The 25,271-nt window shown below is 59.6% G+C and carries 22 protein-coding genes and 1 pseudogene; 10 read left to right on the top strand and 13 right to left on the bottom strand.

Translation table 11 applies throughout. The annotated features are described in order from the left end of the window. The first annotated feature begins 38 nt into the window (after positions 1-38). The 3 genes from ACVWXD_RS23385 (at position 39) to ACVWXD_RS23375 (ending at position 3,831) form a co-directional block, all read left to right on the top strand. On the top strand, positions 39-1,214 hold the full coding sequence (locus ACVWXD_RS23385; protein WP_260368047.1) for a tetratricopeptide repeat protein: 1,176 nt from the start codon (positions 39-41) through the stop codon (positions 1,212-1,214). A gap of 224 nt (positions 1,215-1,438) precedes the next feature. Continuing rightward, the gene (locus ACVWXD_RS23380) at positions 1,439-3,376 is read left to right on the top strand and encodes a RecQ family ATP-dependent DNA helicase (protein ID WP_457371373.1); all 1,938 of its coding nucleotides are present in this window, start codon (positions 1,439-1,441) and stop codon (positions 3,374-3,376) included. A gap of 23 nt (positions 3,377-3,399) precedes the next feature. Further along, positions 3,400-3,831, top strand: a complete 432-nt coding sequence (locus ACVWXD_RS23375; protein WP_032884953.1) for an acyl-CoA thioesterase — start codon at positions 3,400-3,402, stop codon at positions 3,829-3,831. Between the two features lie 66 nt (positions 3,832-3,897). Here ACVWXD_RS23375 and ACVWXD_RS23370 read toward each other — a convergent pair whose 3' ends face one another. The 4 genes from ACVWXD_RS23370 to ACVWXD_RS23355 all read right to left on the bottom strand — a co-directional run bounded on the left by ACVWXD_RS23370 (position 3,898) and on the right by ACVWXD_RS23355 (position 8,753). After that, positions 3,898-4,377: a glycine zipper domain-containing protein gene (locus tag ACVWXD_RS23370; protein WP_032884954.1), complete on the bottom strand. Its 480-nt coding sequence runs from the start codon at positions 4,375-4,377 to the stop codon at positions 3,898-3,900. Between the two features lie 206 nt (positions 4,378-4,583). Beyond that, a complete protein-coding gene (locus ACVWXD_RS23365; RefSeq protein WP_032884956.1) occupies positions 4,584-6,932 on the bottom strand; it encodes an FdhF/YdeP family oxidoreductase in 2,349 nt (782 codons plus the stop codon). Beyond that, on the bottom strand, positions 6,929-7,768 hold the full coding sequence (fdhD, locus tag ACVWXD_RS23360; protein ID WP_032884958.1) for a formate dehydrogenase accessory sulfurtransferase FdhD: 840 nt from the start codon (positions 7,766-7,768) through the stop codon (positions 6,929-6,931). The genes ACVWXD_RS23365 and fdhD overlap by 4 nt, the downstream gene beginning before the upstream one ends. A 97-nt stretch (positions 7,769-7,865) precedes the next feature. Then, complete coding sequence (locus ACVWXD_RS23355; RefSeq protein WP_032884960.1) at positions 7,866-8,753, bottom strand: LysR family transcriptional regulator; 888 nt, start codon at positions 8,751-8,753, stop codon at positions 7,866-7,868. A 132-nt stretch (positions 8,754-8,885) separates the two neighbouring features. Here ACVWXD_RS23355 and lysM point away from each other — a divergent pair, with 132 nt between their 5' ends. Beyond that, positions 8,886-9,326: a peptidoglycan-binding protein LysM gene (lysM, locus tag ACVWXD_RS23350; RefSeq protein ID WP_095186282.1), complete on the top strand. Its 441-nt coding sequence runs from the start codon at positions 8,886-8,888 to the stop codon at positions 9,324-9,326. A 109-nt stretch (positions 9,327-9,435) separates the two neighbouring features. Here the strand turns inward: lysM and yrfG are convergent, their stop codons facing one another. Beyond that, positions 9,436-10,098 carry a GMP/IMP nucleotidase gene (yrfG, locus tag ACVWXD_RS23345; RefSeq protein ID WP_032884964.1) on the bottom strand — a complete coding sequence of 221 codons (663 nt, stop codon included), beginning with the start codon at positions 10,096-10,098 and terminating at the stop codon, positions 9,436-9,438. Between the two features lie 87 nt (positions 10,099-10,185). On the opposite strand from yrfG, the gene nudE reads away from it, so the two are divergent. Together nudE and cysQ are read left to right on the top strand one after the other, a co-directional pair. After that, on the top strand, positions 10,186-10,752 hold the full coding sequence (nudE, locus tag ACVWXD_RS23340) for an ADP compounds hydrolase NudE (RefSeq protein ID WP_457371372.1): 567 nt from the start codon (positions 10,186-10,188) through the stop codon (positions 10,750-10,752). Next, the gene (gene cysQ / locus ACVWXD_RS23335; protein WP_032884967.1) at positions 10,749-11,585 is read left to right on the top strand and encodes a 3'(2'),5'-bisphosphate nucleotidase CysQ; all 837 of its coding nucleotides are present in this window, start codon (positions 10,749-10,751) and stop codon (positions 11,583-11,585) included. The genes nudE and cysQ overlap by 4 nt, the downstream gene beginning before the upstream one ends. A 127-nt stretch (positions 11,586-11,712) precedes the next feature. Here cysQ and ACVWXD_RS23330 read toward each other — a convergent pair whose 3' ends face one another. Genes ACVWXD_RS23330 through rfbB form a run of 7 tightly spaced genes read right to left on the bottom strand, consistent with a single transcriptional unit; the run spans position 11,713 to position 18,772 of the window. Next, entirely contained in the window at positions 11,713-12,168 is a 456-nt protein-coding gene (locus ACVWXD_RS23330) for a YiiD C-terminal domain-containing protein (RefSeq protein WP_457371371.1), read from the bottom strand. Between the two features lie 26 nt (positions 12,169-12,194). Next, on the bottom strand, positions 12,195-13,571 hold the full coding sequence (locus ACVWXD_RS23325) for a sigma-54-dependent transcriptional regulator (RefSeq protein WP_032884969.1): 1,377 nt from the start codon (positions 13,569-13,571) through the stop codon (positions 12,195-12,197). Next, positions 13,568-15,376 carry a sensor histidine kinase gene (locus tag ACVWXD_RS23320; protein ID WP_032884970.1) on the bottom strand — a complete coding sequence of 603 codons (1,809 nt, stop codon included), beginning with the start codon at positions 15,374-15,376 and terminating at the stop codon, positions 13,568-13,570. The genes ACVWXD_RS23325 and ACVWXD_RS23320 overlap by 4 nt, the downstream gene beginning before the upstream one ends. Before the next feature lie 36 nt (positions 15,377-15,412). After that, positions 15,413-16,282: a dTDP-4-dehydrorhamnose reductase gene (rfbD, locus tag ACVWXD_RS23315; protein ID WP_457371370.1), complete on the bottom strand. Its 870-nt coding sequence runs from the start codon at positions 16,280-16,282 to the stop codon at positions 15,413-15,415. Further along, on the bottom strand, positions 16,279-16,824 hold the full coding sequence (gene rfbC / locus ACVWXD_RS23310; protein ID WP_032884972.1) for a dTDP-4-dehydrorhamnose 3,5-epimerase: 546 nt from the start codon (positions 16,822-16,824) through the stop codon (positions 16,279-16,281). The genes rfbD and rfbC overlap by 4 nt, the downstream gene beginning before the upstream one ends. Further along, entirely contained in the window at positions 16,821-17,693 is an 873-nt protein-coding gene (gene rfbA, locus ACVWXD_RS23305) for a glucose-1-phosphate thymidylyltransferase RfbA (RefSeq protein WP_032884973.1), read from the bottom strand. The genes rfbC and rfbA overlap by 4 nt, the downstream gene beginning before the upstream one ends. Further along, complete coding sequence (gene rfbB, locus ACVWXD_RS23300) at positions 17,690-18,772, bottom strand: dTDP-glucose 4,6-dehydratase (protein WP_457371369.1); 1,083 nt, start codon at positions 18,770-18,772, stop codon at positions 17,690-17,692. Before rfbB ends, rfbA begins: the two co-directional genes overlap by 4 nt. A gap of 318 nt (positions 18,773-19,090) precedes the next feature. Between rfbB and ACVWXD_RS23295 the strand changes: the two are divergent. From ACVWXD_RS23295 to ACVWXD_RS23285, 3 genes and pseudogenes are all read left to right on the top strand, one after another. After that, positions 19,091-19,707 (top strand): annotated as a pseudogene (locus tag ACVWXD_RS23295) (aminotransferase class III-fold pyridoxal phosphate-dependent enzyme); the annotation flags it as partial. Between the two features lie 122 nt (positions 19,708-19,829). Beyond that, positions 19,830-20,936, top strand: a complete 1,107-nt coding sequence (aguA, locus tag ACVWXD_RS23290) for an agmatine deiminase (RefSeq protein WP_032884980.1) — start codon at positions 19,830-19,832, stop codon at positions 20,934-20,936. Positions 20,937-21,170: 234 nt separating this feature from the next. After that, positions 21,171-21,386, top strand: a complete 216-nt coding sequence (locus ACVWXD_RS23285) for a hypothetical protein (RefSeq protein WP_032884982.1) — start codon at positions 21,171-21,173, stop codon at positions 21,384-21,386. Between the two features lie 90 nt (positions 21,387-21,476). Here the strand turns inward: ACVWXD_RS23285 and ACVWXD_RS23280 are convergent, their stop codons facing one another. Then, a complete protein-coding gene (locus ACVWXD_RS23280) occupies positions 21,477-23,546 on the bottom strand; it encodes a TonB-dependent receptor (RefSeq protein ID WP_457371368.1) in 2,070 nt (689 codons plus the stop codon). A 410-nt stretch (positions 23,547-23,956) separates the two neighbouring features. Here ACVWXD_RS23280 and ACVWXD_RS23275 point away from each other — a divergent pair, with 410 nt between their 5' ends. After that, positions 23,957-25,249, top strand: coding sequence for an OprD family porin (locus ACVWXD_RS23275; RefSeq protein ID WP_032884986.1), 1,293 nt, complete (start codon positions 23,957-23,959; stop codon positions 25,247-25,249). The last annotated feature ends 22 nt before the right edge of the window (positions 25,250-25,271 follow it).

The following is a 25,271-nucleotide window of genomic DNA, read 5'->3' as shown; positions in this document are numbered from 1 at the left end:
TAGGGCGATTTCCGCCCACTACTTAAAGGGAGTTAAGCATGGGTTTGCTTCGTGTCGCTTCGGCGATGTCATTGTGTGCGTTGGCTTTTTCCGTCCAGGCCGAACAGTTGCCGATTGAAGTGCTAAGCGCCGTGGTCAAGGATCAGAAAATCGCCGACGCCGAAGTGCTACTGCAACGCAACGGCGCGCAGAATGTGGTGGGTCGCACCAACGCCCAGGGCCAAGTGACGCTGACCAGTGAGGCCGCCGATGACGCGAGCAACCTGCTGATCATCAAGAAGCCCGGCTACTCCAACCTGGTGGTGAAGTGCCCATGCGCGGGCATGACCTACGCCATCAGCCCGGTGATGGAAAACCTCGATGGCCTGCGTGTGGTGCTGACCTGGGGCAAGACCCCGAGTGACCTCGACTCCCACATGATTTTCCCCGGCAATAACATCTATTTCGAGAACCAGAAGGGTACCGACGCCGAGTTGGATGTGGATGACACCGACAGCTACGGCCCGGAAACCATCACCCTGCAGAAAAAGCACTACGGCGAAAGCTACGTCTATGCCGTGCACGACTACAGTAATGGCGGCAACCCAGGCTCGCGCCAGTTGTCCGACAGCGAAGCCAAGGTGTTCGTGTACATGGGCCAATCGCTGGTGCGCACCTACTACGTGCCTAAGAACCGCAGCGGCAACCTGTGGACGGTGTTCCGCATGACCGGCAGCGGCGACTTCCAGGACATCAACACCTTCAGTGGCGTGACAGTGAATGCCGCCAATGTGCTGAACGAAGTCAAACCGCTGCTGGATGACAGCGTCGCGGTCACCGCAGTCACCGTTAGCTCTTCCGTACAGACTGAGGCGAAGAAGCTGAACCTGAAAGGTGAAGCGGCTTACCAGGCAGGCAACCTGGATCAGGCGATTGACTACTTCCGTCAGGCCATCGATCTGGATAACAGCTTCGGCAAGGCTTACGGCAACCTCGGCTTGGCGTATCAGAAAGCCGGTAACACTGCCGAGTCGATCTGGGCCAACCGCAAGGCTATCGCCCTTGCCACCGGCGCCAATGCTGCGACCGTGCGTGCAGGTGCCTACTACAACATTGCGCGGATCTACGAAGCGGCGGGGCAGTTCCAGGATGCGCTGCGTCACTACCAGTTGGCCAAGGAACAGAAAGCCAACCCGGTGTATGACACGGCGATTGAGCGGGTGCAGAACCGCTGATTCAGCTGTAGCGCAGTTCTAAAGATGTGGGAGGTGCTTGCTTCCTCCCACATTTGGATCGGTGTGTTTCCTACTGCATCATCAGGTTATTCCCACTTCGGCCCTGGGCCATCTCCCAGCCTGTGTATCATCCTGTCTCTTTTTCCATGCGACCTTTCTCGATCCGCTGAGCTTACTGGGCTACGTTTTTAAGCCACCTTCAGCGGTCAATGGAGTGACAGCCTATGCACGACACCCTCCAGCAGGTCTTTGGTTATCCACAGTTTCGTTTGGGTCAGGAAGAAACGGTCAGCGCCGTTCTGGCCGGTCGTTCGGCGGCTGCAATTTTCCCTACTGGGTCGGGTAAATCCCTGTGTTATCAGCTGTCAGCAGTGTTGCTGCCGCATCTGACGCTGGTGGTCTCGCCACTGTTGGCACTGATGCAGGACCAGTTGGGCTTTTTGCAACGCCATGGCATTTCGGCGGGCAGTATCGATTCGGCCCAGAGTCGTGACGACGCCAATGACGTGATGGCCCGCGCCCGTTCCGGTGAGCTGAAAATCCTGATGATTTCCGTGGAGCGCTTGAAGAACGAGCGTTTCCGCAACTTCCTGCAAAGTGTGCAGATCTCGCTGCTGGTGGTGGACGAGGCGCACTGCATTTCTGAGTGGGGCCATAACTTTCGCCCGGACTACCTGAAGCTGCCGGACTACCAGCGTCAGTTCAAGATCCCACAAGCGCTGCTGCTGACGGCTACAGCCACGCCCAAGGTGATTGCCGATATGCAGGCGAAGTTCGCCATAGCGCCGGGTGATGTGGTGACTACGGGGTTCTATAGGCCGAACCTGAACCTGTTGTTCGAACCGGTCAGCGGCGCGGACAAACGCCGTCGCCTGGTGCAATGGATGAGCGAACGGGCCAACCAGCCGAGCATCGTCTACGTCACCCTGCAAAAAACCGCCGAGCATATTGCCGAGCATCTGAACCGCAATGGCATACAGGCCGAGGCGTATCACGCCGGCTTGCCCCACGACAGACGTGAGGGTATCCAGCAGCGCTTCATGAGCGGGCGCTCCAATTGCATTGTCGCCACCATCGCGTTTGGCATGGGCATCGACAAGAGTGACATCCGCAATGTGGTGCATTTTGACCTGCCCAAATCCATCGAGAACTACAGCCAGGAGATAGGCCGCGCCGGGCGTGATGGGCAGCCGTCGGACTGCCTGGTGTTGGCCAACCGTGACAGCCTCAATGTGCTGGAAAACTTTGTGTACGGTGACACGCCTGAGCAGGAGGGGATCCGCCGGGTGCTGGAGGATTTGCAGGCGGCGCGCAGTGAAGGGCAGTGGGAGTTTTTACTGAGGTCGCTGTCGGACCACAGCAATATCCGCGAGCTGCCACTCAAGACCCTGCTGGTGCAGTTGGAGCTCAAAGGCGTGATCGCGCCGCGCTACGCGTTTTATGCCGAATACCGCTTCAAATACCTGATTGAGCCCGAAGCGTTACTGGCGCGGTTTTCCGGTGAGCGGCAGCAGTTTGTCGCGGCGATTATTCAAGTGTGCAAGCGTGCTAAGACCTGGGCGACGGTGGATTTCGACGCGCTGTATCAGCAGCACAATGCCGAGCGCAATCGTGTGGTGAAGGCGCTGGATTACTTCCAGGAGCAAGGCCTGATCGAGCTGGAAAGCAAGCAGATGACTGAGGTCTACAGCCTGCTGAATACCGAATTTGATCCACAGGTGTTAAGCGCCGAGTTATACACAGGCTTTAAGCACCACGAGGTGACAGAAGTGGCGCGGATTCACGCCATGCTCGATCTGTTTGCCACCGATCACTGCTTGGGCCAGCGCTTGGCCCATTATTTTGGTGATGAAAAAGCCCCCCATCGCTGCGGACATTGCTCGGTCTGTCACGGCCATGTGGCGCACCTGCCATCACCGCCGGGCTTGCCGCCGCTTGTGGATAAAAATTTCATGGAGCTGTGCGGTGATTTTATCCACAGGCATCATGAGCACACGGGCCAACTGCCCGGTGCCGAGCGACTGACGCGCTTTCTCGGGGGTATCAGTGTGCCGTTGTTTACCAAGCTGAAGGCGCGGGGCATTCCCGGTTTTGCTGCGCTGGAAGACTATCCCTATGCCGAAGTACGCAGTTGGGCCGAAGTCCATTTGAATGACCTGTAAACCCACTTTCACCAGAGGTACCCATGCCTGATTCAGTGCCACAGCGTGCCGATTACCCTCACTTCCAGCCGATCATCACGCGCTGGCACGACAATGATGTGTACGGTCACGTGAATAACGTCACCTACTACAGCTTTTTCGACACGGCGGTGAATACCTACCTGATCGAGCAGGGCGGGCTGGATATTCATGGCGGCGAAGTGGTGGGGTTTGTGGTGAGTTCGGCGTGCGATTACTTCGCGTCGATTGCCTTTCCCGAGCGTATCGATATTGGCTTGCGAGTGGGCAAGTTAGGCAATAGCTCAGTGCAGTATGAGTTGGCGGTGTTCAAGACAGGCGAAGAGGAAGCCTGCGCGGCGGGGCGCTTTGTGCATGTGTTTGTGGATCGGGGGTCGAACCAGCCGGTGACCATTCCGGGAGTGTTGCGCGAGGCGCTGCAGCGGTTGGTGGTCTGACGGCAAAAACCAATGTGAGAGGGTGCAAGCTTGCTCTCACATTGGTTTTGCGGCGTTTTTTAGAGATTACCGGTGACGGTAGTGATGCTTGTTCTTGCGATGCCCATAGGCATGGCCGCGGCCGCGATGGTCATCACGGTCATAGCGACGGTTGTCGCGCCCACGATCACGACGATCATCGTCATCGCTCTTGTTGCCCATGTAGTTGCCCAGTGCACCGCCCGCGCCACCGCCTGCAGCCGAGCCGATCAGTGCACCTGTGCTACCGCCGACACTGCGGCCTACGACGTTGCCGCCGGCTGCGCCCAGGGCGCCGCCAATAGCGGCTTCGCCACGGCTGCGCTTGTCAGCGCCGACCGCACTACCACCTGCGCCACCGAGGGCCGCGCCGATGGTCGAACCGGTGTTGCCGCCCAACTGCTGGCCGACGACAGAACCTAGAACCCCGCCCAATGCGCCGCCTACACCGGCTTCGGTGGTGCCACCGGCCATGGCTGCGCCACTGACCAGGCCAAGGGACAACAAGAGAATCGAGGAGAACTTCATTCGGGAAACCTCAAGAGGATGACGGCGCGATCCTGAGGCTGTATTGACATTGTGACAATAGAATTCCGACCAGTAACACGAGTTGTACACAATCCTCTAAGTTACTGTTTTTAATCGGGAACTTAAGTGGTTTTTGAGAGTCTTTAACTACTTCGGAACGGCCGCTTTTATGCAAAAGCGGCCTTTTTTGTGTCCGAAATGATCAGTCAGGCTGTCCGGGCCATGATCAGGCCATTATCGCTTGCGGCTTCCAAGCGGATCGCCACGAACTTCGATGTTGGCGTATGGCTGCCATCCCCGGTGCTTTCCAGCGGCACCAGCGGGTTCACTTCCGGATAGTAAGCGGCTGCCTGCCCCGCCGGGATATCAAACGCCAGCAACGTGAAGCCCTTCACACGACGCTCACGGCCATCTTCCCACAGCGACACGATGTCAGCCTTCTGCCCCGGCTTGAAGCCCAGGCGGATGATGTCGGCTTCGTTGACGAACAGTACGTCACGCTGGCCTTTCACGCCGCGATAGCGGTCATCCAGGCCATAAATGGTGGTGTTGTACTGATCGTGGGAGCGCATCGACTGCATGATCAGATCCGGTACCCGGCCAGTGGCGTGGGTGCGTTCGTGGATCAAGTCTTTGGGCAGGATGTTCGGGCGGAAGTTGGCGCGACCCGAAGGCGTGTTCCAACGGCGCGCGCCGGCGGAGTTGCCTAAGTAGAAGCCACCTGGGTTTTTGATCTTGTCGTTGAAGTCCTTGAAGCCTGGAATGGTATCGGCAATCAGGTCGCGGATACGGCTGTAGTCGGCCACCAGCCAGTTCCAGTCGACCGGCTTGCTGCCCAGCGTCGCGGCGGCAATGCCGGCCAGGATTGCTGGCTCGGACTTCATCAGCTTCGACAGGGGTTGCAGTTGGCCATTGGAGCCGTGAACCATGCTGAACGAATCTTCCACCGTGACCGCCTGCGGGCCGTCGGCCTGGATGTCGATGTCGGTACGGCCCAAACACGGGAGGATCAGCGCGTCCTTGCCGTGCATCAGGTGGCTGCGATTGAGCTTGGTGCTGATCTGCACGGTCAGGTCGCAATTACGCAGTGCTTCGAAGGTGCGCGGGCTGTCCGGGGTAGCTTGGGCGAAGTTGCCGCCCAGGCCGATAAATACTTTGGAGCGGCCTTCAAGCATCGCGTGGATCGCTTCCACCACGTTGTGCCCGTTGGTACGCGGCACCTGGAACTGGAAGCGACGCTCCAGGGCGTCGAGGAACGCCACCGGTGGACGTTCGTTAATGCCCATGGTGCGGTCGCCCTGCACGTTGCTGTGGCCGCGCACCGGGCACAAACCGGCGCCTGGGCGGCCGATGTTGCCGCGCAGCAGCATCAGGTTGGCGATTTCCTGGATGGTCGGTACCGAGTGGCGGTGCTGGGTGATGCCCATCGCCCAGCACATGATCACGTTTTTGCCTTTGGCGTACATGCGTGCCGCTTGCTCAATCTCCACCAGTGGGAGGCCGGATTGCGCGACGATTTCATCCCACGAGGTGTCGTCGATCTGGCCCAGGTAATCGAGCACGTTGGCCGTGTGTTCGTTGAGGAAGTCGTGGTCGAACACGGCTTCCTTGCCTTCGGCCTGCGCCTGGCGTTCCCACAGCAGCAGGAACTTGGCCATGCCGCGCAGGATAGCCATGTCGCCACCCAGCGCTGGGCGAAAGTAGGCGGTATTGGTCGGCTTGTCGCCGTTGGTGAGCATTTCCAGCGGGTGTTGCGGGTGCTGAAAACGTTCCAGACCGCGCTCTTTCAGCGGGTTGATACACACCACCTGGGCGCCGCGTTTAACCGCTTCACGCAGCGGTTCGAGCATGCGCGGGTGGTTGGTGCCGGGGTTCTGGCCCCAGACGAAAATCGCATCGGCATGTTCGAAGTCATCAAAGGTCACGGTGCCTTTGCCGACGCCCACGCTTTGCGCCAAGGCCACGCCGCTGGCCTCGTGGCACATGTTCGAGCAATCCGGGAAGTTGTTGGTGCCGTAGGCGCGCACGAACAGCTGGTACAGGTACGCCGCCTCGTTGCTGGCCCGGCCCGAGGTGTAGAACTCGGCCATATCCGGGCTTGGCAGTGCGTTGAGGTGCTGGCCGATCAGGTCGAAGGCTGCTTCCCAACTGACGGGTGTGTAGCGGTCTGTTTCGGCGTCGTAGCGCATCGGCTCGGTCAGGCGGCCCTGGTATTCGAGCCAGTAATCGCTCTGTTCCAGCAGCGCAGTGACGCTGTGTTTGGCGAAGAATGCAGCGTCTACACGACGTTTGGTGGCTTCCCAGTTGACCGCCTTGGCGCCGTTTTCGCAGAACTTGACCATGCCGCTTTCCGGCGAGTCGCCCCAGGCGCAGCCCGGGCAGTCAAAGCCGCCGTTCTGGTTGGTCTTGAGCATCATGCGCAGGTTTTTCAGCGCGTTGTCGCTGGTCAACCACGCCTGTGCCACGCTGATCAGCGCGCCCCAGCCGCCCGCCGGGCCTTTGTAAGGCTTGTAGCGCGGGGTTGGGGTTTGGTCGGCTTGATGATGATTGCTCACGGCTGGTTCTCCATCGCAGGGCTGTAGACCCGCGGCGCACTTTTCTGCGGCAGGTGGATGAGATTGAGGTTGTGCCGGCGGGCCCATTGCAGGGCCAGGCCGGTGGGCGACGACAGGCTGACGAGGGTCTGGATGCCTGCGCGCAAAACTTTCTGGATCAATTCGAGGCTGCAACGACTAGTGACAATCGCCAGGCCGCCATCGGTCGGGATCTTTTGGCGGATCAACGCACCGATCAATTTATCGAGCGCGTTGTGCCGGCCAATGTCTTCGCGGCCCATCAACAGTTCGCCTTGGCTGTTCATGAACACCGCCGCATGCACCGCGCCGCTGTATTGGCCCAGAGGCTGAAAGGCGCTGATGCGCTGGCGCAGACCATCAAGCCATTCGGCGGGTGGCAGTGGTGCGCCGGGCAGGACCTTAAGGTCAGGCAAGGCTTGTTCCACCGCTTCTACACCGCACAAACCACAACCGCTGGTGCCCGCCAACTGGCGACGTTGCTGCTTGAGATTCCAGAACGCGCGGCTGGAAATCTGCACCTGAGCGTACTGGGTCGAGCCTGAACCGCTGAGTTTGAGATCATAGATGTCGCTAACGTCGGCGATAATGCCGCTGCCGATGCTGAAGCCGACGATAAAGTCTTCCAGGTCCGTCGGCGTGACCAGCATGACTGCCTGGCTGATGTCGTTATAGGCGATCGCCAACGCCACTTCTTCCGCCAACGCAGTGCTGGCGACCTCTGTGTGTTCGAGATTGCAGTATTGGTAGCTCTGGCTGGCGGCGGGCGCGGGCGTTTCAGAGGCGGGCGCCGCGCAGACTGGGCGCTTGGCGTTCATGGGGCAGTACCACCGGCGGATTGGTCAGTGTTTAGACTAGGCGCGACAAAGCGTCGCGTCTAATTGCCAGTACTGATCTACCGATAGATGACGTCGATCAAGACGCGTTTTGCGATTTCTGAAACAGCGCGAAACATGCCTCTGCGAGCGCGGAGCGCGGTGCGCTGCGACGCATGATCAGCCCCAGGCGCGCAAGGGTGTGGGCATCCTCGATAGGTTGCAGGCGCAGGTGCTCGGTGAGCGCATCCAGGCCACCGTCCAGGGGCATGACCGCGCAACACAGCCCGCCGTGTACCGCCTGTAGCAACTGATGGACGGCATCGGTTTGCAGCAGCGGTTGGGGATTGAGTCCACGGCTGTGGAAGTTGTGGTCGATGGACTGGCGAAAATGCATGCCACTGGTGAGCATGCCCAGGGGCAGTTCGGTCAGGGCCTCCCAGCTCAACGGCTTGTCGCCAAAGCTGAAAAACCGCTGGTCGTAGAGCAGGCCCATGCGCGTTTCGCCCAAGGCCAGTGAGTCAAAGCGTTCATTATCCAAACGCTCAAGATAGGAGACGCCCAGGTCCAGTCGATTACTCGCAAGTTGTTCAAGGATCTGTTCGGAGCTCAAGGCCGATAGCTCGAAGCGCAGGCTCGGGTGTTCTTTATGCAGTTGTTGCATCAACGCCAACGGATCAAAGCTCGACAGCGGCACCACGCCCAAACGCAACGTACCCACCAGGTTGCCGCGACAGGCAGCAGCTTCAGCCTGCAAGCCGTCATACGCCGCCAGCACTGTTCGGGCCCACGCCAGCACCCGTTCACCGGGTGCGGTGAAGCCTTCGAAGCGCTGGCCGCGATTGACCAGGGGCAAGTCCAACTCTTCTTCGAGGCTGCGCAGGCGCATCGACAGGGTGGGCTGGGTAATGTGGCAACGAGCCGCTGCCTGGCCGAAGTGCCGGGTTTCGTCGAGGGCGATCAGGAATTTCAGCTGTTTGATGTCCATCTTCGCTCCAGGGCTTATTCCAATGGCGGGGGGATTCTAGCGCGTTTGGGTCTTTGGCCGGGCTGGAACCCAAATCTGTAGGACTGGTCTAGTCTTTGGCATCTGGAAATCAACTACCAAGGAGCGCGTACGATGAGTCTTTTTAGCTTTGTTAAGGAAGCAGGCGAGAAGTTGGCCAAGCTGTTGACCCCGGGCAACGCCAACGCAAGCGATGATCTGAAAAAGCACATTGAAGAAGTCGGGCTGGGTAATCCCGATGTTCACGCGACTGTGGAGGGTGACAAGGTCACGCTTACTGGAACCGTTGCCAGTCAGGAAGAGAAAGAAAAAATCATTCTGGCGGCGGGCAATATTGCCGGTGTGGCCAGTGTGGATGACCAGATCACCGTATCCGGCCCGGCAGTTGCCGCAGCCCGTTTCGTCGTGGTGAAAAAGGGCGACACCCTTAGCGCAATATCCTTGGCGGTCTACGGCAACGCCAATCAGTACAACAAAATCTTCGAAGCTAACAAACCGCAGTTGTCGAACCCGGACAAGATTTACCCAGGGCAGACGCTGCGTATTCCTGAGTAATACACGGGCGAAAATATGGGAGGGGGCTTGCCCCCTGATAACGGAGTGTCAGTCAAAGCTTCCTTGACTGACACACTGCTATCGGGAGCAAGCCCCCTCCCACATTTGGTCAGAGCCCGACAATGAGATCGCGGTAGTCACCGACTGCTGCAAACTCGCCCGTGTCCTTCGGCCCTTTTTTGCTGTCCGGCTCTTTTACCGCCAGCAAATGGCCCACGCCAAACGCCTGGGCGCTGCGCAGGATAGGCAAGGTGTCGTCGATAAACAGGCTGCGCGAGGGATCAAACTGAATGTCGGCCTGCAAGGCATCCCAGAACTGCGGATCTTCCTTTGCGAAACCGTAGTCGTGGGAGCTGATCAATCGCTCGAAATACGGCGCCAGTTCAATGCGTTCCAACTTCAACGACAGCGAATCACGATGGGCGTTGGTGATCAGAATCACGCGCTTGCCGGCCTGTTTGATCGCCGCGAGAAAGGTATCCGCATCCGGGCGCAGGGCAATCAGGTGAGCGGTTTCCAGCTTGAGTTCACGCACTGGGATCTTCAGTTCTGTGCTCCAAAAATCCAGGCAATACCATTGCAACTGTCCGGCGTTACGCTCGAACAGAGGCTGCAACTCCATCTCGGCCATGGCCCGGCTCACCCCGTGCAGCTCGGCGTAGCGCTGGGGCAGGTGCTCCATCCAGAAGTGGTTGTCGTAATGCAGGTCGAGCAGGGTGCCGTCCATGTCCAGCAGGACAGTGTCGATGGCGTGCCAGGGCAAAGAGGGCATGGTGCGGTCTCATGTAAGTAAAGATATCCGACACAGACAATCGGAAAAGCCACGGTATAGTAACCCGATCACGCCAAGGAGCCGCTCATGCGCCAGAAACCCACCGTCCTCGCCCGCGAAATAGTCGCCAGTAGCCGTTTGTTCCGCGTGGAGGAAGTGCAGTTGCGCTTTTCCAATGGCGTTGAACGGACCTACGAGCGCCTGGTGGGGCGTGGTGCCGGCTATGGCGCGGTGATGATCGTGGCGATGATCGATGAAGAGCATGCCTTGCTGGTGGAAGAGTACTGCGGCGGTATCGACGAATATGAGTTGTCCTTGCCCAAAGGCCTGATCGAACCGGGTGAAGACGTACTGGCTGCCGCCGATCGTGAGCTCAAGGAAGAAGCCGGTTACGGCGCGCGACAGTTGGAACACATTACCGAGCTGTCGCTGTCGCCCGGTTATATGAGCCAGAAAATCCAAGTGGTATTGGCCACTGACCTGTATGAAGAAAGCCTTGAAGGCGATGAGCCCGAGCCGATGCGCGTGGATCGGGTCAATCTGCGCGAGCTGTCACAGTTAGCGCAAAACGAGCAATTCAGTGAGGGTCGCGCTTTGGCGGCGTTGTACCTGATACGAGATCTGTTGATCCAGCGTGGAGCGTTTACCGCATGAGCGAACTGTTTTTAGGCCACCCGTTTATCGCCCCTGTAATCGAGCTGGCTCGCCAGGCGGGTGAAGTCATCCTGCCGTACTGGCGCGCCGATGTGGCGGTGACTTCAAAGGCCGACGATTCGCCGGTGACGGCAGCAGACCTGGCCGCCCACCACCTGATTCTCGCTGGCCTCACCGCGCTGGACCCGAGCATCCCCGTGCTGTCCGAAGAAGACGCTGATATCGACCAGAGCGTGCGCGCAGGCTGGACGCGTTGGTGGTTGGTGGACCCGCTGGACGGCACCAAGGAATTCATCGCCGGCAGTGAAGAGTTCACCGTCAATATCGCCCTGATTGAACACGGCCGCGTGGTGTTCGGTGTGGTGTCGATGCCCACCAGTGGCCGTTGCTACTTTGGCGGCGCAGGTTTAGGCGCGTGGCGATCCGATGTGAACGAAGCGCCCAGGCAGATCCAGGTGCGCAAGGCACCGGCGGCGGGTGAGGCATTCACGGTGGTTGCCAGCCGTCGGCATACCAGCCCCGAGCAGGAGCGTTTGCTGGACGGGTTGAGCGCAGGCGTGGGTGAGTTGAAGTTGGCGAATATCGGCAGCTCGTTGAAGTTCTGCCTGTTGGCCGAGGGCAGCGCCGACTGCTATCCACGCTTGGCGCCGACTTCGCAATGGGATACGGCTGCGGCACAAGGCGTGCTCGAAGGTGCGGGGGGCGAGGTGCTGGAGTTGAGTGGTGAGCCGTTCAGCTACCCGGCGCGGGAATCGTTGTTGAACCCGTTTTTTCTGGCGTTGCCGGCCAAGGCTGCCTGGCGTGAGCGGTTGCTGACCTTGGCAAGATCTTAAAACCATCGCAGATCAAAATGTGGGAGGGGGCTTGCCCCCGATAGCGGTGTATCAGTCAATACAGCAGTGACTGAACTACCGCCATCGGGAGCAAACCCCCTCCCACATTTGTTTTGTGTATTGGCTTCTAGCGGTGCAGGACGTATTGGCCAGTGAAGGCTACCGCTCTTTCGTCACTGCCCTCATTCACGATCCACGTGTCCAACGCCAACCGCGCCCGGCCATACCGCTTGTAGGTCGCGACAAAGCGCTTCCACACCTTCTCCTCCGGCGCCGCGCATATTGCGGTCGCGTCTTGCGTCACCGGCAGCGGATAACTGATCTGCCCTTCCTGAATCACGATATGCCCGTCTTCAATCCCTTCCTCACGCAGTTGCAGGTGCAGCCAGCCCCAACCCGCCAGCACCGCGCCGCAGTAGAGGCTGCCGCCGAACATGGTGCTCTTGTGGTTGATATTGGCCTGCAGGGGCAGGTGCAGCCGCAGTTGCCTGTCTTGCCAGTCGAGCACCTTGAGGCCCATTTCCCGGGTCAGGGGGATGTCGTGGTGCAGGACGGATTCCAGGTAACGGCTGTCGCGGCTCATGGGGACCTCTTGGTGGGTGGGCAGGGTCATTCGTCGTCGGCGCTTTGGTTGGCGAAGTTCAGGCCATGCTTGCGCAGTTTGTCGTGCAAGGTCTTGCGCGGTACTCCGAGGGCTTCGGCGAGGCTGCGCATGGAGCTGTGGGGACGGGTCAGTTCGGCAGCGATCAGGCTTTTCTCGAACTGCTCGACTTGCTCGCTCAAGCCACCCGGTGTGGAGGTCAGTACGCTGCTGGCGGGGTTGTCCGGCGTGCTGTCCAGTGCCAGTTCCAGGCCCAGTGCAAAGCGCTCGGCGGCGTTCTGCAATTCCCGCACATTGCCCGGCCAGCTGTGACGCAACAACAAGGCCCGCTGGCCCGGCTGCAGCTCGTGCAACGTCAGGCCATGGCGGCTGCTGGCTTCGTCGGCGAAGTGCTGGAAGAGCATCAATGCATCTTCACCGCGCTCGCGCAGCGGCGGAATGCGCAGCGGCGCGACGTTGAGACGGTAATACAAGTCGGCGCGGAAACGGCCCTGGTCGGCGGCCTGGCGCAGGTCCTCCTTGGTGGCAGCGATAATGCGGATATCCAGCGGGATCAGTTGATTGCCGCCCAGGCGTTCCACCACGCGCTCCTGCAACAGGCGCAACAGTTTGACCTGCACATCCAGGCTCATGCTTTCGATTTCGTCGAGGAACAAGGTGCCGCCGTTGGCAAACTCGAACTTGCCGATGCGGCGTTTCTGCGCCCCGGTAAAGGCTCCGGGCTCATGACCGAACAGTTCGCTTTCCACTACAGATTCCGCCAGGGCACCGGCGTTGATCGCCACAAACGGACCGCTGCGTCGGTTCGACAGGTCATGCAGTGCACGGGCCACGACTTCTTTGCCGGCGCCGGTTTCACCGAGGATCAGCACGTCGGCCTTGGTCGCCGCCAACGCGCCGATCTGCTCGCGCAGGCGCAGCATTTGCGGTGAGTGCCCAACGAGTCGCGTGCTCAGTTGCTGGCGGTCGCTGAGGGCCAGGCGCAGGCTGCGGTTATCCAACACCAGCCGGCGCAAGGCCAGGGCGCGGCGCACGCTGTCGAGCAGCGAGTCGCTGGCGAAGGGTTTTTCGAGGAAGTCATAGGCACCCGCGCGCATCGCCTGCACCGCCAACGGCACGTCGCCGTGGCCGGTGATCAGCAGCACCGGCAGGTCTGGATCCTGGCCGTGTAGTTCGGCCAGCAGCTCCAGGCCGTCCATGCCGGGCATGCGGATGTCGCTGACCACTACGCCCGGCCAATCCCGCGACAGGCGCGCGGTGAGGCCGGTGGCTTCGCCCAGGGTCAGGACTTTCAGCCCGGCCAGGTCCAGGGTCTGGCACAGGGCCTGACGCAGGTGTGGATCGTCGTCGATCAACACCACCTGAATCTGGTTATCGATACTCATACACTGCGGTCCTCGGACGGTTGCAGACTGACGCCCGGCGAGCCGGCACGCAATTTCAGGGTTAACAGCGCGCCACCTTCCTTGTGGTTAGCGAACGACAGTTCGCCGCCAAAGGCACGCATCAAGGTGTCACAGATCGCCAGGCCCAATCCCAGGCCTTGGGTGCGGGTCTTGGTGGTGTAGAACGGTTCGCTGGCGCGGCCCAACGCTTCCATGCAAAACCCAGGGCCATTGTCACGAATGTACAGGTTGACGCCTTGGGCGGTGGTTTCGGCACTCAGCCACAGTTTACGCGGCGGGCCTTTTTCGGTGAGGGCGTCCAGGGCGTTGGCCAGCAAGTTGCCCAGCACTTGGCGCAGCCGTGTTTCGCCGGCCTGTACCCACAGGGTCGCTTCCGGCAAATCGCGGATCAGCTCCACTTCCATTGACCGCCGACGTTTGGCCAGCAGCGCCAGCGCGTCGTCTAGCGCCGGTTGCAGGGCCACGCTCTCCGGCGCATGCCGGTCGCGCCGGGCGAAGGCGCGCAGGTGGGCGATGATCGAAGCCATGCGTCCGGTCAGTTCGCTGATCAACTTAAGGTTGCCCCGCGCATCGGCGGTGCGTTCATGGTCCAGCAGGATCTCGGCGTTTTCCGCATAGCTGCGAATTGCGGCCAGGGGCTGATTGAGTTCGTGGCTGATACTCGCCGACATGGTGCCCAGCGCCGAGAGCTTGCCCGCTTGCACCAAATCATCCTGGGCGCGCACCAGTTCCTGCTGGGCATGTTCGCGTTCCAGCACTTCTTGTTTGAGGCGGCGGTTCAAGCCTTCCAGGTCGCTGGTCCGCTCGATCACACGGGCTTCCAGTTCGCGACGCGCCTTGGCTTCAAAAGCGATGCGCTCCAGGTAATGGCGGCGTCGTTGCATCATCAAACCGAGCAGCAACATCAGCACCAGAAGCGTGGCCCCACCCACGGCGACCACCGTGCGCACCGGGCGGCTGATCAATGATTGGGGCGCGAGGATTTCGACGTTCCAGCCGGTCTCGGCGATGGCAGTGGATTGGCGCAACCATGCGGTGTTGCTTAGGCTCAGCGGCTGTGGATCACGGGTGGGGTAGGGCTGGATTGCAGTGATCGCCTGTCGTTCTTCAGCGGTCAGCGGCCGAGTGGCGCGGAAACGCCATTGCGGGCGTGAGGTGAGGATCACCACGCCGTTGTGGTCGGTTACCAGCAGTTGTTCAGGCGTGTTGCCCCACAGGCTTTCGGTATGGTCCAGGTCGACCTTGACCACCAGCACGCCGATGATCTTGTCGCCCTCGCGCACGGCGGCGGCGAAGAAATAACCGCGTTTGGCCGACGTAGTACCCAGGCCGAAAAACCGCCCGAGGCGCCCGGCCATGGCTTCGCTGAAGTACGGGCGGAACGAGAAATTGCGCCCGACAAAGCTGTCCTGTTTATCCCAGTTCGAGGCGGCGAGGGTCTTGCCGGTGGTGTCCATCAGGTACATCACTTCAACCCCGGCCTGGGCGGCGACGTCCTTGAGCAGCAGGTTGGCGTTGATTTGATGGGAGCTTACATTCGGCGCATCCAGCACGGTGCGCAGCGCGGGCAAGTCGCCGAGGATCTGCGGCAGCACTTCATAGCGGTGCAGGGTGCCCAACAGGTTGGCGACGTAGAGGTCGAGGGTCTGGCGATTCTGCCCGGCCAGTTCGCTGCGGTAATAGCGCTCGGCCAAGTGCTCCAGCGGCCACAGCAGCGGTGCCAGGCACAATGCCAGCAGGGCGAGGCTGCGCCAGCGGGGTCTTCGCGGAAGGGATGGAGTCATGGGAGTCGTGCGCCTATGGGGACAGGCGCATTATGCCTAGTGCTGCTGTGCAAGACACTCGCGCAATGCGTCTTGCCAGTGTGGCTGGCTGACGTGCCACTGTTGCTGCAAGCGGCTGCAATCGAGGCGTGAGTTCAAGGGGCGCTTGGCGGCCGTCGGGTAGGCGCTGGATGGGATCGCTTCCAGTTCGGCACAGGCTTTGCCATCGGCGTGCAGGTGCTCGCCAATCGCCTGAGCGAAGCCGAACCACGATGTTTCACCTTGGGCGGTGAGGTGATAAATACCCCATTCTCCCGCCTCGCCGGCCAGCCAGCGCTCGATCAGTGCGCGGGTGCTGCCGGCAATGGTCCCGGCCCATGTTGGCGCGCCGATCTGGTCAGCCACGATGCGCATCTGCGGTTTCTCTTGCAGCAGGCGTTGCATGGTCAGCAGGAAATTCTTGCCCTGGTTGGAGTAGACCCAACTGGTACGCAGGATCAGGTATTGACCGCCCGCCGTCGCAATGGCCTGCTCGCCCGCCAGCTTACTCTGGCCGTAGACGCTCAACGGGTTCGGCGTGTCGGCTTCGGTGTAGGGCGCAGGCTTGCTGCCGTCGAACACATAGTCGGTGGAGTAGTGAATCAGTGGAATCCCCAGGGCCTTGGCTTCCTGCGCAAGGATGCCGGGGGCGATGGCGTTGATGGCGAATGCGGCGTCTGGTTCGCTTTCGGCTTGGTCGACTGCGGTGTGGGCGGCGGCGTTGATGATCAGGTCGGGGCGATGGGCGCGGATCTGCTCGCGGATCTGGTCCGGTTTGGCCAGGTCGAGCTGGTTGCTGCCAAGCACCATCAATTCGCCCAGCCCCTGAAGGTGCGCTTGCAGTGCCTGGGAGACTTGGCCATGTTGGCCGGTAATCAGGATCTTCATGGGAACAGATCGGCGTCCATCAGCAGTTTGCCCGCCTGGTCCTTGGCGGACAGTTGCGGCGGCTCGTTCAGCTCCCAGTCGATAGCCAGCGTCGGGTCATTCCACAGGATGCTGCGTTCGGCGCTCGGCTGGTAGTAGTCGGTGGTCTTGTACAGGAACTCGGCGTAGTCGCTCAGCACCACAAACCCATGGGCAAACCCTTCCGGTACCCACAACTGGCGACGGTTCTGTGCCGACAGACGTACGCCCACCCATTGGCCGAAGTTCGGCGAACTGCGGCGAATGTCCACGGCGACATCGAGCACTTCGCCAGCGGTGACACGCACGAGTTTGCCTTGGGTGTGCTCCAGTTGGTAATGCAGGCCTCGCAGCACATTTTTTTGTGAGCGCGAGTGGTTGTCCTGGACGAACTCGCGCCTGAGCCCGGTAGCCTCTGCAAAGGCTCGGGCGTTGAAGCTTTCGTAGAAAAAGCCGCGTTCGTCACCGAATACTTTTGGTTCGAGGATCAATACACCGGGAAGTGAGGTGTCGATGATATTCACTGGTTGTCTCCCGCCAGGGAATACAGGTACTGACCATAACCGGTCTTGCCGAAGTATTTGGCGCGCTCCAACAAATGGTCGCGGTCGATCCAGCCGTTGCCGTAGGCGATTTCTTCAAGGCACGCCACTTTGAGACCTTGGCGACGCTCGATGGTCTGCACGTACTGCGACGCGTCCAGCAAACTGTCGTGGGTGCCGGTATCCAGCCAGGCGAAACCTCGACCGAAGCGCTCCACCTGCAAGTCGCCGCGCTTGAGATAAGCGTTGTTGACGTCGGTGATTTCCAGTTCGCCACGGGCGGAGGGTTTGACCGCCTTGGCGATGCTGACCACGTCGTTGTCGTAAAAATACAGGCCGGTGACGGCATAGCTGGATTTCGGTACAGCGGGTTTTTCTTCGATGGACAGGGCGCGGCCTTCGCTGTCGAAGTCGATTACACCGAAGCGCTCTGGGTCTTTGACCCAATAGCCAAACACCGTGGCACCTTTGCCGCGATTGACCGCCGCATGCAACTGCTCGCTGAAACGCTGGCCGTGGAAAATGTTGTCGCCCAGGATCAGGCACACGGGGTTGTTGCCGATGAACTGCTCGCCAATCAGGAAGGCTTGCGCCAGCCCGTCCGGCTTCGGTTGTTCGGCGTAGCTGAACGTCACGCCAAACTGGCTACCGTCACCCAGCAGGTTGCGGTATTGCGGTAAGTCCGCCGGCGTGGAAATCACCAGAATTTCTTTGATGCCTGCCAGCATCAGTACCGAGATCGGGTAGTAAATCATCGGCTTGTCGTAGACCGGCAGCAGTTGTTTGGAGACACCCAGGGTGATGGGGTGCAAGCGTGTGCCGGAGCCACCGGCCAATACGATTCCTTTCATGCAATCAGATCCCTCGTGTCGGTATTGCCCAATCGTTCACCTTGATAACTCCCATCCTGAACCCTGCGGCACCATTCCAGGTTATCGAGGTACCACTGCACGGTTTTGCGCAGCCCGGTTTCAAAGGTTTCTTCGGGTACCCAGCCCAGTTCGCGTTCGATTTTGCTGGCGTCGATCGCGTAGCGTTGGTCGTGGCCCGGACGGTCTTTCACGAACGTGATCAGGTCGGCGTATTTCTCCACACCGTGCGGAGGGTGGGGTACCAATTCCTCCAGCAGGCTGCAGATGCTGCGCACAACATCGATGTTCTTCTGCTCGTTGTGGCCGCCGATGTTGTAGGTCTCGCCGACTACGCCGTGCGTCACGACGGTGAGCAACGCTCGGGCGTGGTCCTCGACAAACAGCCAGTCGCGCACTTGCAAGCCATCACCATAGACCGGCAAAGGCTTGCCCGCGAGAGCGTTGAGGATCACCAGCGGAATCAACTTTTCAGGAAAGTGGAAGGGGCCGTAGTTGTTGGAGCAATTGGTCAGCAACACGGGCAGGCCGTAGGTGCGTTGCCAGGCGCGGACCAAGTGGTCGGACGCGGCTTTGCTGGCAGAGTAGGGCGAACTGGGCGCGTAGGGCGTGGTTTCGGTGAACAGATCGTCCACGCCGTGTAGGTCGCCGTAGACCTCGTCGGTAGAAATATGGTGGAAGCGAAACGCGCTCTTGTCTGGCCCGGAAAGGGTTTGCCAGTAGCCGCGGGCGGCTTCCAGCAGGCTGTAGGTGCCGACGATATTGGTCTGGATAAAATCCGACGGGCCGTCAATCGAACGGTCGACGTGGGATTCGGCGGCCAGATGCATGATCGCTTGAGGCTCGAAGCGCGCGAGCACTGCGCTGACGGTGGCTTGGTCGATGATATCGGCCTGTACGAACTCATAGCGGCTATTGGCCGCGATACTGGTCAGCGATTCCAGATTGCCGGCGTAGGTGAGTTTGTCCAGGTTGAGCACTTCGTGCTCGGTGTGCTGAATCAGATGACGTATCAAAGCAGAACCGATAAAACCGGCGCCACCGGTAATGAGAATGCGCATGACTGGGGCCCTTTTCCTTAGGCGGACGTTTAGCGAATGGAGCATAGCTTGTGTTGTGGCGCTGGTCAGGACCGTGTGCATGTGGGGGTTGCGCAAGCCCCCTGAACAATGGCGATATACACGTCTAAAAAACGGCCTTTCTGGCACGTTGCAGTCATTGGGCAGCCAGCAAGACCTCAATTACAAAGTCGACAGCTCCCGCGGCCGGTTTGTTCTGAAAATCTGCCGGGGCGACTACGCCGCTGTGGAGTTGCAGCCCTAGCTCGCAGCCCTCAACACACTGCAGGGCGTGCGCGTACCCAAGGTCATCAGGGCGCTGAGCAGGTGTACGGGTTGGTTCGCGCTCAGGGCGGCGTCTGCATCGCCGATGAAGTGCAGGTGGGCTATGGCCGCATGGGGCATTTTTTCTGAGGCTTTGAAGAGCAGGGCGTTGTACCTGACATCATCACCATGGCCAAGGGCATGGGCAACGGCCAGCCGTTGGGTGCAGTGATTACCCGGCGGGAAATCGCCGAGGCACTGGAGGCTGGAGGGTATTTCTTCTCGTCGTCGGGGGCAGCCCGGTGAGTTGCCGCATCGGCATGGCGGTGCTGGACGTGATGGAGGAAGAAAAACTGTGGGAAAACGCCAAAGTTGTCGGAGGGCATTTCAAGGCGCGGTTGGAAGCACTGATTGATCGCCATCCCTTGGTGGGCGCGGTTCACGGTTCCGGTTTTTATCTTGGCCTGGAGTTGGTTCGCGATCGACAAACCCTGGAACCGGCGACCGAAGAGACCACGTTGCTATGTGACCGCCTGCGCGCGTTGGGGATTTTCATGCAACCTACTGGTGACTACCTGAACATCCTCAAGATCAAGCCGCCGATGGTTACGTCTAAACGCAGCGTGGATTTTTTTGTCGACATGTTGTCGAAGGTACTCGATGAGCAGTTGTAATTAATCGATTGTTATCGGCTATTACCTGTCATATTTATCGATCATGCTTTTTGATCGCTTTTAAAGCCGATTTTTATCCGTTATAAAGTCGGCCTTTTCCCCCATTCGGAGTCCTGATCGCCATGACCACCCTGCACAGCACCCCCCGCGCCGATGGCTTCCATATGCCCGCCGAATGGGCACCACAGACGCAAACCTGGATGGTCTGGCCCGAGCGCCCGGACAACTGGCGTCTGGGGGGTAAACCTGCGCAGGCGGCTCATGTGGCAGTGGCCAAGGCCATCGCGCGTTTTGAGCCGGTGACCGTGGCGGTTTCTGCCGGCCAGTACGAAAACGCCCGCGCTCGTTTGGACGTGCCGAATATTCGTGTGGTGGAAATGTCCAGCGATGACGCCTGGGTACGCGACACTGGCCCGACGTTCGTGATCAACAACAGCGGCGAAGTGCGCGGCGTGAACTGGGATTTCAACGCCTGGGGCGGTTTTGATGGCGGCCTCTACTCGCCGTGGAATCGCGACTCGCAGGTGGGCGGCAAGATCCTCGAAATCGAGCGAGCACCGCGTTATCGCACCGAAGGTTTTGTGCTGGAAGGCGGTTCGATCCATGTCGATGGCGAAGGCACCCTGATCACTACTGAAGAATGCCTGCTCAACCGCAATCGCAACCCGCACCTTGACCGTGCCGAGATCGAAGCGGTGCTCAGCGCCAACTTGGCTGTGGATAAGATCATCTGGCTGCCGGACGGTCTGTTCAACGACGAAACCGACGGCCATGTGGATAACTTCTGCTGCTACGTGCGTCCAGGTGAAGTGTTGTTGGCGTGGACCGACGATGCGCAAGACCCGAACTACGCCCGCTGCCACGCGGCGATGGACGTGCTGCAAAGCAGCACCGACGCTCAGGGCCGCCCATTCACAGTGCACAAAATGCCGATCCCAGGGCCGTTGTATGCCACTGAAGAAGAATGCGCAGGTGTTGACCCGGTGGACGGCACCCAGGAACGTAATCCGACCGTGCGGTTAGCCGGTTCCTACGTCAACTTCCTGATCGTCAACGGCGGCATCATCGCGCCAAGCTTCGACGACCCGCTGGACAACGAAGCCAAGGCCATCCTGCAGAACCTGTTCCCGCAACACGAAGTGGTGATGGTGCCGGGCCGTGAACTGTTACTGGGTGGCGGTAATATCCACTGTCTGACCCAGCAGCAGCCCGCCCCGCACAAAAACTGAGTGCAGTTGTAACAGCGCCTTTCCGGCGGCCGGGTGCTACTCGGTTTCAGCGTCTGCAGCAAGCCCGCGGCCCAGTAAGGCCGCGGGCTTTTTTGTGCCCATAAGCCCGCAAGCACGCGACATTGGCATAGCTCTTGTATCGGTGTTGCCTCAGTGGCCCAAGGTGAGAACTGCACAGTTCTGTCATAAACCTTGAGTAAGTTAGCCGCTCAAGCAGTAGGAGAGAGCGCTGAAATGAACGCCGATATCAACCCGATCTACACGCGCACCTTCCACCCTTTACGGGTTAACAACGATACGATCCATGCGCTGGGGCACTGGTTGAAGGAACACGGCGCGCGGCAGGTCCGGCGGCAATCGGATCTGCGCAGCGTGATGAGTGAACGCTACCCGGTAGGGTTGTTCAGTGATGATGAAGTGCACGCGTTGTGTGACCTGCTCAAAAACTGAACAACACGGCCATCAAAGGTTTGAGCGAGCCTGCTGCGGCGAGGGGGCTCGCCTGCGTTGTGCGGCGAAGCAGCCCCTCCCACACTTAAATTAAAAGCTGTAAGTCCCCGTCACCACCAGGTTACGCGGCTCCCCCGGCTGAATCTGCGCCACACTGGTTGCTGATTCGTAGTAAGTCTTGTCGGTAATGTTGTTCAGCGCCGCCCGCACGTCCCATTCTTTATGGCGGAACCCGACCAGCGCATCCCAACTGCCATAACCCGGTAGGACCACGGTGTTGAGACTGTCGGCATAACGGTCGCCCACCAGCGTCAGGCCGGTTTCTGCGTACCAGCCCATTTCCGGTTTCCAGGTGATAAACAGGCTGGCATTGCGCTTGGCGACGTCGCTGACGCGCTTGCCTTCAAAGCCATTGTTGTCTTTCTCGACCTTGGCATCCTGCACGCCAACACCGCCGCGTACATACCAATTGCCGACGATCTTGCCGGTGGCCGTCAGCTCCACGCCACGCGAACGCTGAAGGCCGCTGAGCAGGATGATGGTGCGGTCAAGCGGGTCGTTGGTGCGGCGGTTGTAGAGTTCCAGTTCGTACACCGCCAGAGTGGTGCTCAGGCGGTCGTCGAGCCAGTCACTCTTCACGCCGATTTCTTTCTGCTTGGTCAGCTCGGGGCTCAGGTCGTTGACGCTGCCGGCGGCGTTCGGGGTGATGCCGATCAAACCACCCCCTGCCGGTGAGAACGTCTTGCTCCACGAGGCATAGAACGAGTGGTGTTCCAGAGGCGTCCACACCAGGCCGAAACGTGGGCTGGCCTTGCGGCTGTCGACCCCCTCCTGAACATTGAGCAGCTTGTTTTTGGTGCTCACTTCAAACACGTCGTAACGCACGCCGGCCAGCACTTGCCATTGATCATTCAGGCGCAGTTGGTCCTGGACGTAAATGGCGCGGCTTTCGACTTCGGTGTGGTTGTTGCTCGACACGCTCATCCGCCCGGTATGGCTCAAATGACGATTCGGCTGGTTGAGGTCAATGGCCGGCACGGTCAGGCCACCACTGTATAGCTTTGGATCGCGACGTTGGCTGCCCAGCTCAAGGCCAGTGAGCAGGCGGTGCTCCAGGCCATAGGTACTGAAACTGCCTTCGAGCTCGACGTTGTTGAAAATGTTGAGGGTGGTCAGGTCCTGTTGCCAGCGTTGGCGCGTCACGCGGTTGTTCGCAGGGTTGTAGCCGGTTTGGTAGGTATTGTCGAAATCGCTGTCGAGCTTGAACACGCCCAGCGTCTGGCGCAGTTGCCAGTTGTCGTTGAGCTCGTAGGTGAGCTTGGAGCGCAGGGACTGGGTTTTGTCGTCGATGTAATCGCGGCTGTCGCCGTAGGTGGTGCTGCGGCTCACATCCGCTGGGCGCCCGTTGACGCCGGGCACGCCGCGATCAGGCGTGCGGTTGTAGCGGCTGTATTCGTATTGCACCAGCCAGTTCAGGTCAGGCGTGAGTTGCCAGCTCATGGACGGTGCAAACAGTTGGCGACTGCCGCTCACGTCGTCGCGAAAGCTGTTGTTGTCCTGGTTACCCATGTTCAGGCGCAGGCTGATGTTATCGGTGGGGTCAGTGCTCAGGTCGGCATACAGGCTGCGCAAATCGTTGCTGCCGCCTTGCGCCTCGATGCTCGATTTGTGCCCGGCCGTTGGCAACTTGCTCACGCGGTTGACGATCCCTCCCTGACCTCCTCGCCCGTAAAGCACTGCTGCCGGGCCTTTGAGCACTTCGATGCGCTCGATGTTATGCAGGTCGCGCACGTACTGGCTGTCGTCGCGAATGCCGTCCAGGTAGAAGTCATTGCTCGCGTCAAAACCACGGATGCGCACACTGTCGAAACGTGTATCGGCGCCGCTGCTCACGTTGGGGATGCCGCTCAAAGCCTGGCCCAGGTCGTTGGTGCCGTATGAACGCAGGTTCTCAGTCTTCACCGAATCAATAGCCTGAGGCACATAACGCACGGGAGTGGCGGTGCGTGTGGCGGTGCTGGTTTCCTTGATGCGCGGGTCATCTTCGTCAGCTTCGACGCTGATCGAGGTCTCGGGCAAGGTGGTGGCCGCGCAGGCAAAACCGGCAGACAGCAGAACAGAAAGCCCAAGAGTCATGGGTGTCAGGCGAGGGGCAGGCATTGGGAAAAGTATCCAAAATGTTTGGGAGGAGAAAACGCGCTAATGGTAATGCTTTGCATTTGCGTACGTTATCTATTACCAAACGTATCCACTTTGATATGTGTTACTGGATGTGTTTTTTTCTTGTATGCGACAAGATTTTTGTCGTTTTCAGACAGGCTATAGGCCTTTGCTTAGAATTATTTCGCCTAAATACAGACGATTCGCGAAATTGACACATAGTTCAACCCGCGACTAGGATTGCGCCCAACGCCTGTGGCTAACCGCCATGACTCATCTAATAAAAAAAGGCCCGCGGCATGTTCAGTCGTCCGCGGGCCTTCTTTTTTCCGGAAAAGTCGACACCAGAAAAGCGACATGGAGCCTGGTGTCACAGTGCGTACTCAACCAGAAATAAGGAATACAAGAAAATGTTGAAGCAACGGATGAGTCTGATCGCTCTGGGGATTTTGAGCGCATCGGCAGCAATGGCAAACGACCAGGAGCAATCCAAGGGTTTCGTTGAAGACAGCCACCTGAACATCGCAGCACGTAACGCTTACATCAGCCGTGACTACAAAAACGGCAAGCAAGACAAAGCTGAATGGGGCCAGGGCTTCATCGGCAAGTTTGAGTCCGGCTTCACCCAAGGCACCGTTGGTGTGGGTGTGGACGTGATCGGTCAGTACGCTATCCGTCTGGACGGTGGCAAAGGTCGCAGCGGCGCGGGCGGTATTAACTTCTTCAAGCAAGGTGACAGCGGCGCAGCAGCCGACGACCTGGCCAAGGGCGGCGCCGCGGTGAAGTTCCGCGTATCGAACACCGTGCTCAAGTACGGCGATCAAATGCCGGCCGTTCCTGTGCTGCAGTACGACAACTCTCGTCTGTTGTCGGAAACTTACACCGGTACCTCGATCGTTTCCAAAGAGATCGAAGGTCTGCAACTGGACGCAGGTCGCTTCACCAAGGAAGCCCAAAAAGGTGCTGAAGGCACCGACAGCGGTAACCTGAAGAACATCAGCTACCTGGGCGGCAGCTACAAGTTCACCGAAAGCCTGTCGGCTGCGCTGTACGCTTCCGACATGCAAGACGTGCTGAAGAAGCAATACGTCAACGTCAACTACGTGCTGGCCCTGCCAGAGAAACAGTCGCTGACCTTTGACTTCAACGGCTACAAAACCAAGCTGGACAGGAGCTTCGCCGAGCAACGCGGTAATGGCGACGCGCGCGACAACAAAATCTGGAGCCTGGGCGCTACATGGGCTGTTGGTGCGCACAGCTTCACCTTGGCCCATCAGCGCAGTACCGGCGATACCGGTTACCTGTATGGCGGCTACCGTGACAATACCGTGGACACCGGCATCGGCGACGGCGGCAACACCATCCTGCTGGCCAACTCCTACTGGTCCGACTTCAACGGCAAGGACGAGCGCTCCTGGCAAGCCGGCTACGGTCTGGACTTCAGCACCTTCGGCGTGCCTGGCCTGACCTACAACGTGGCCTACGTTCGCGGCACCAACATTGACGACGGCAGTGGCCGTGGCAACGGCACCGAGCGCGAGATCTTCAACCAGTTCAAATACGTCGTTCAGAGCGGCCCAGCCAAAGACCTGAGCCTGCGTGCTCGTGCCTCGTGGTTGCGCGTTTCCAGCAATGCCGACAAGTACAACGTAGGCGGTAACGAAATCCGTCTGTTCGCCGACTACCCGATCAACGTTTTCTAACTGATCGCACGTCACGCCTGAT

This window comes from Pseudomonas sp. TE3911 (assembly GCF_054062775.1).
This window is presented reverse-complemented; position numbering and strand designations above follow the sequence as displayed.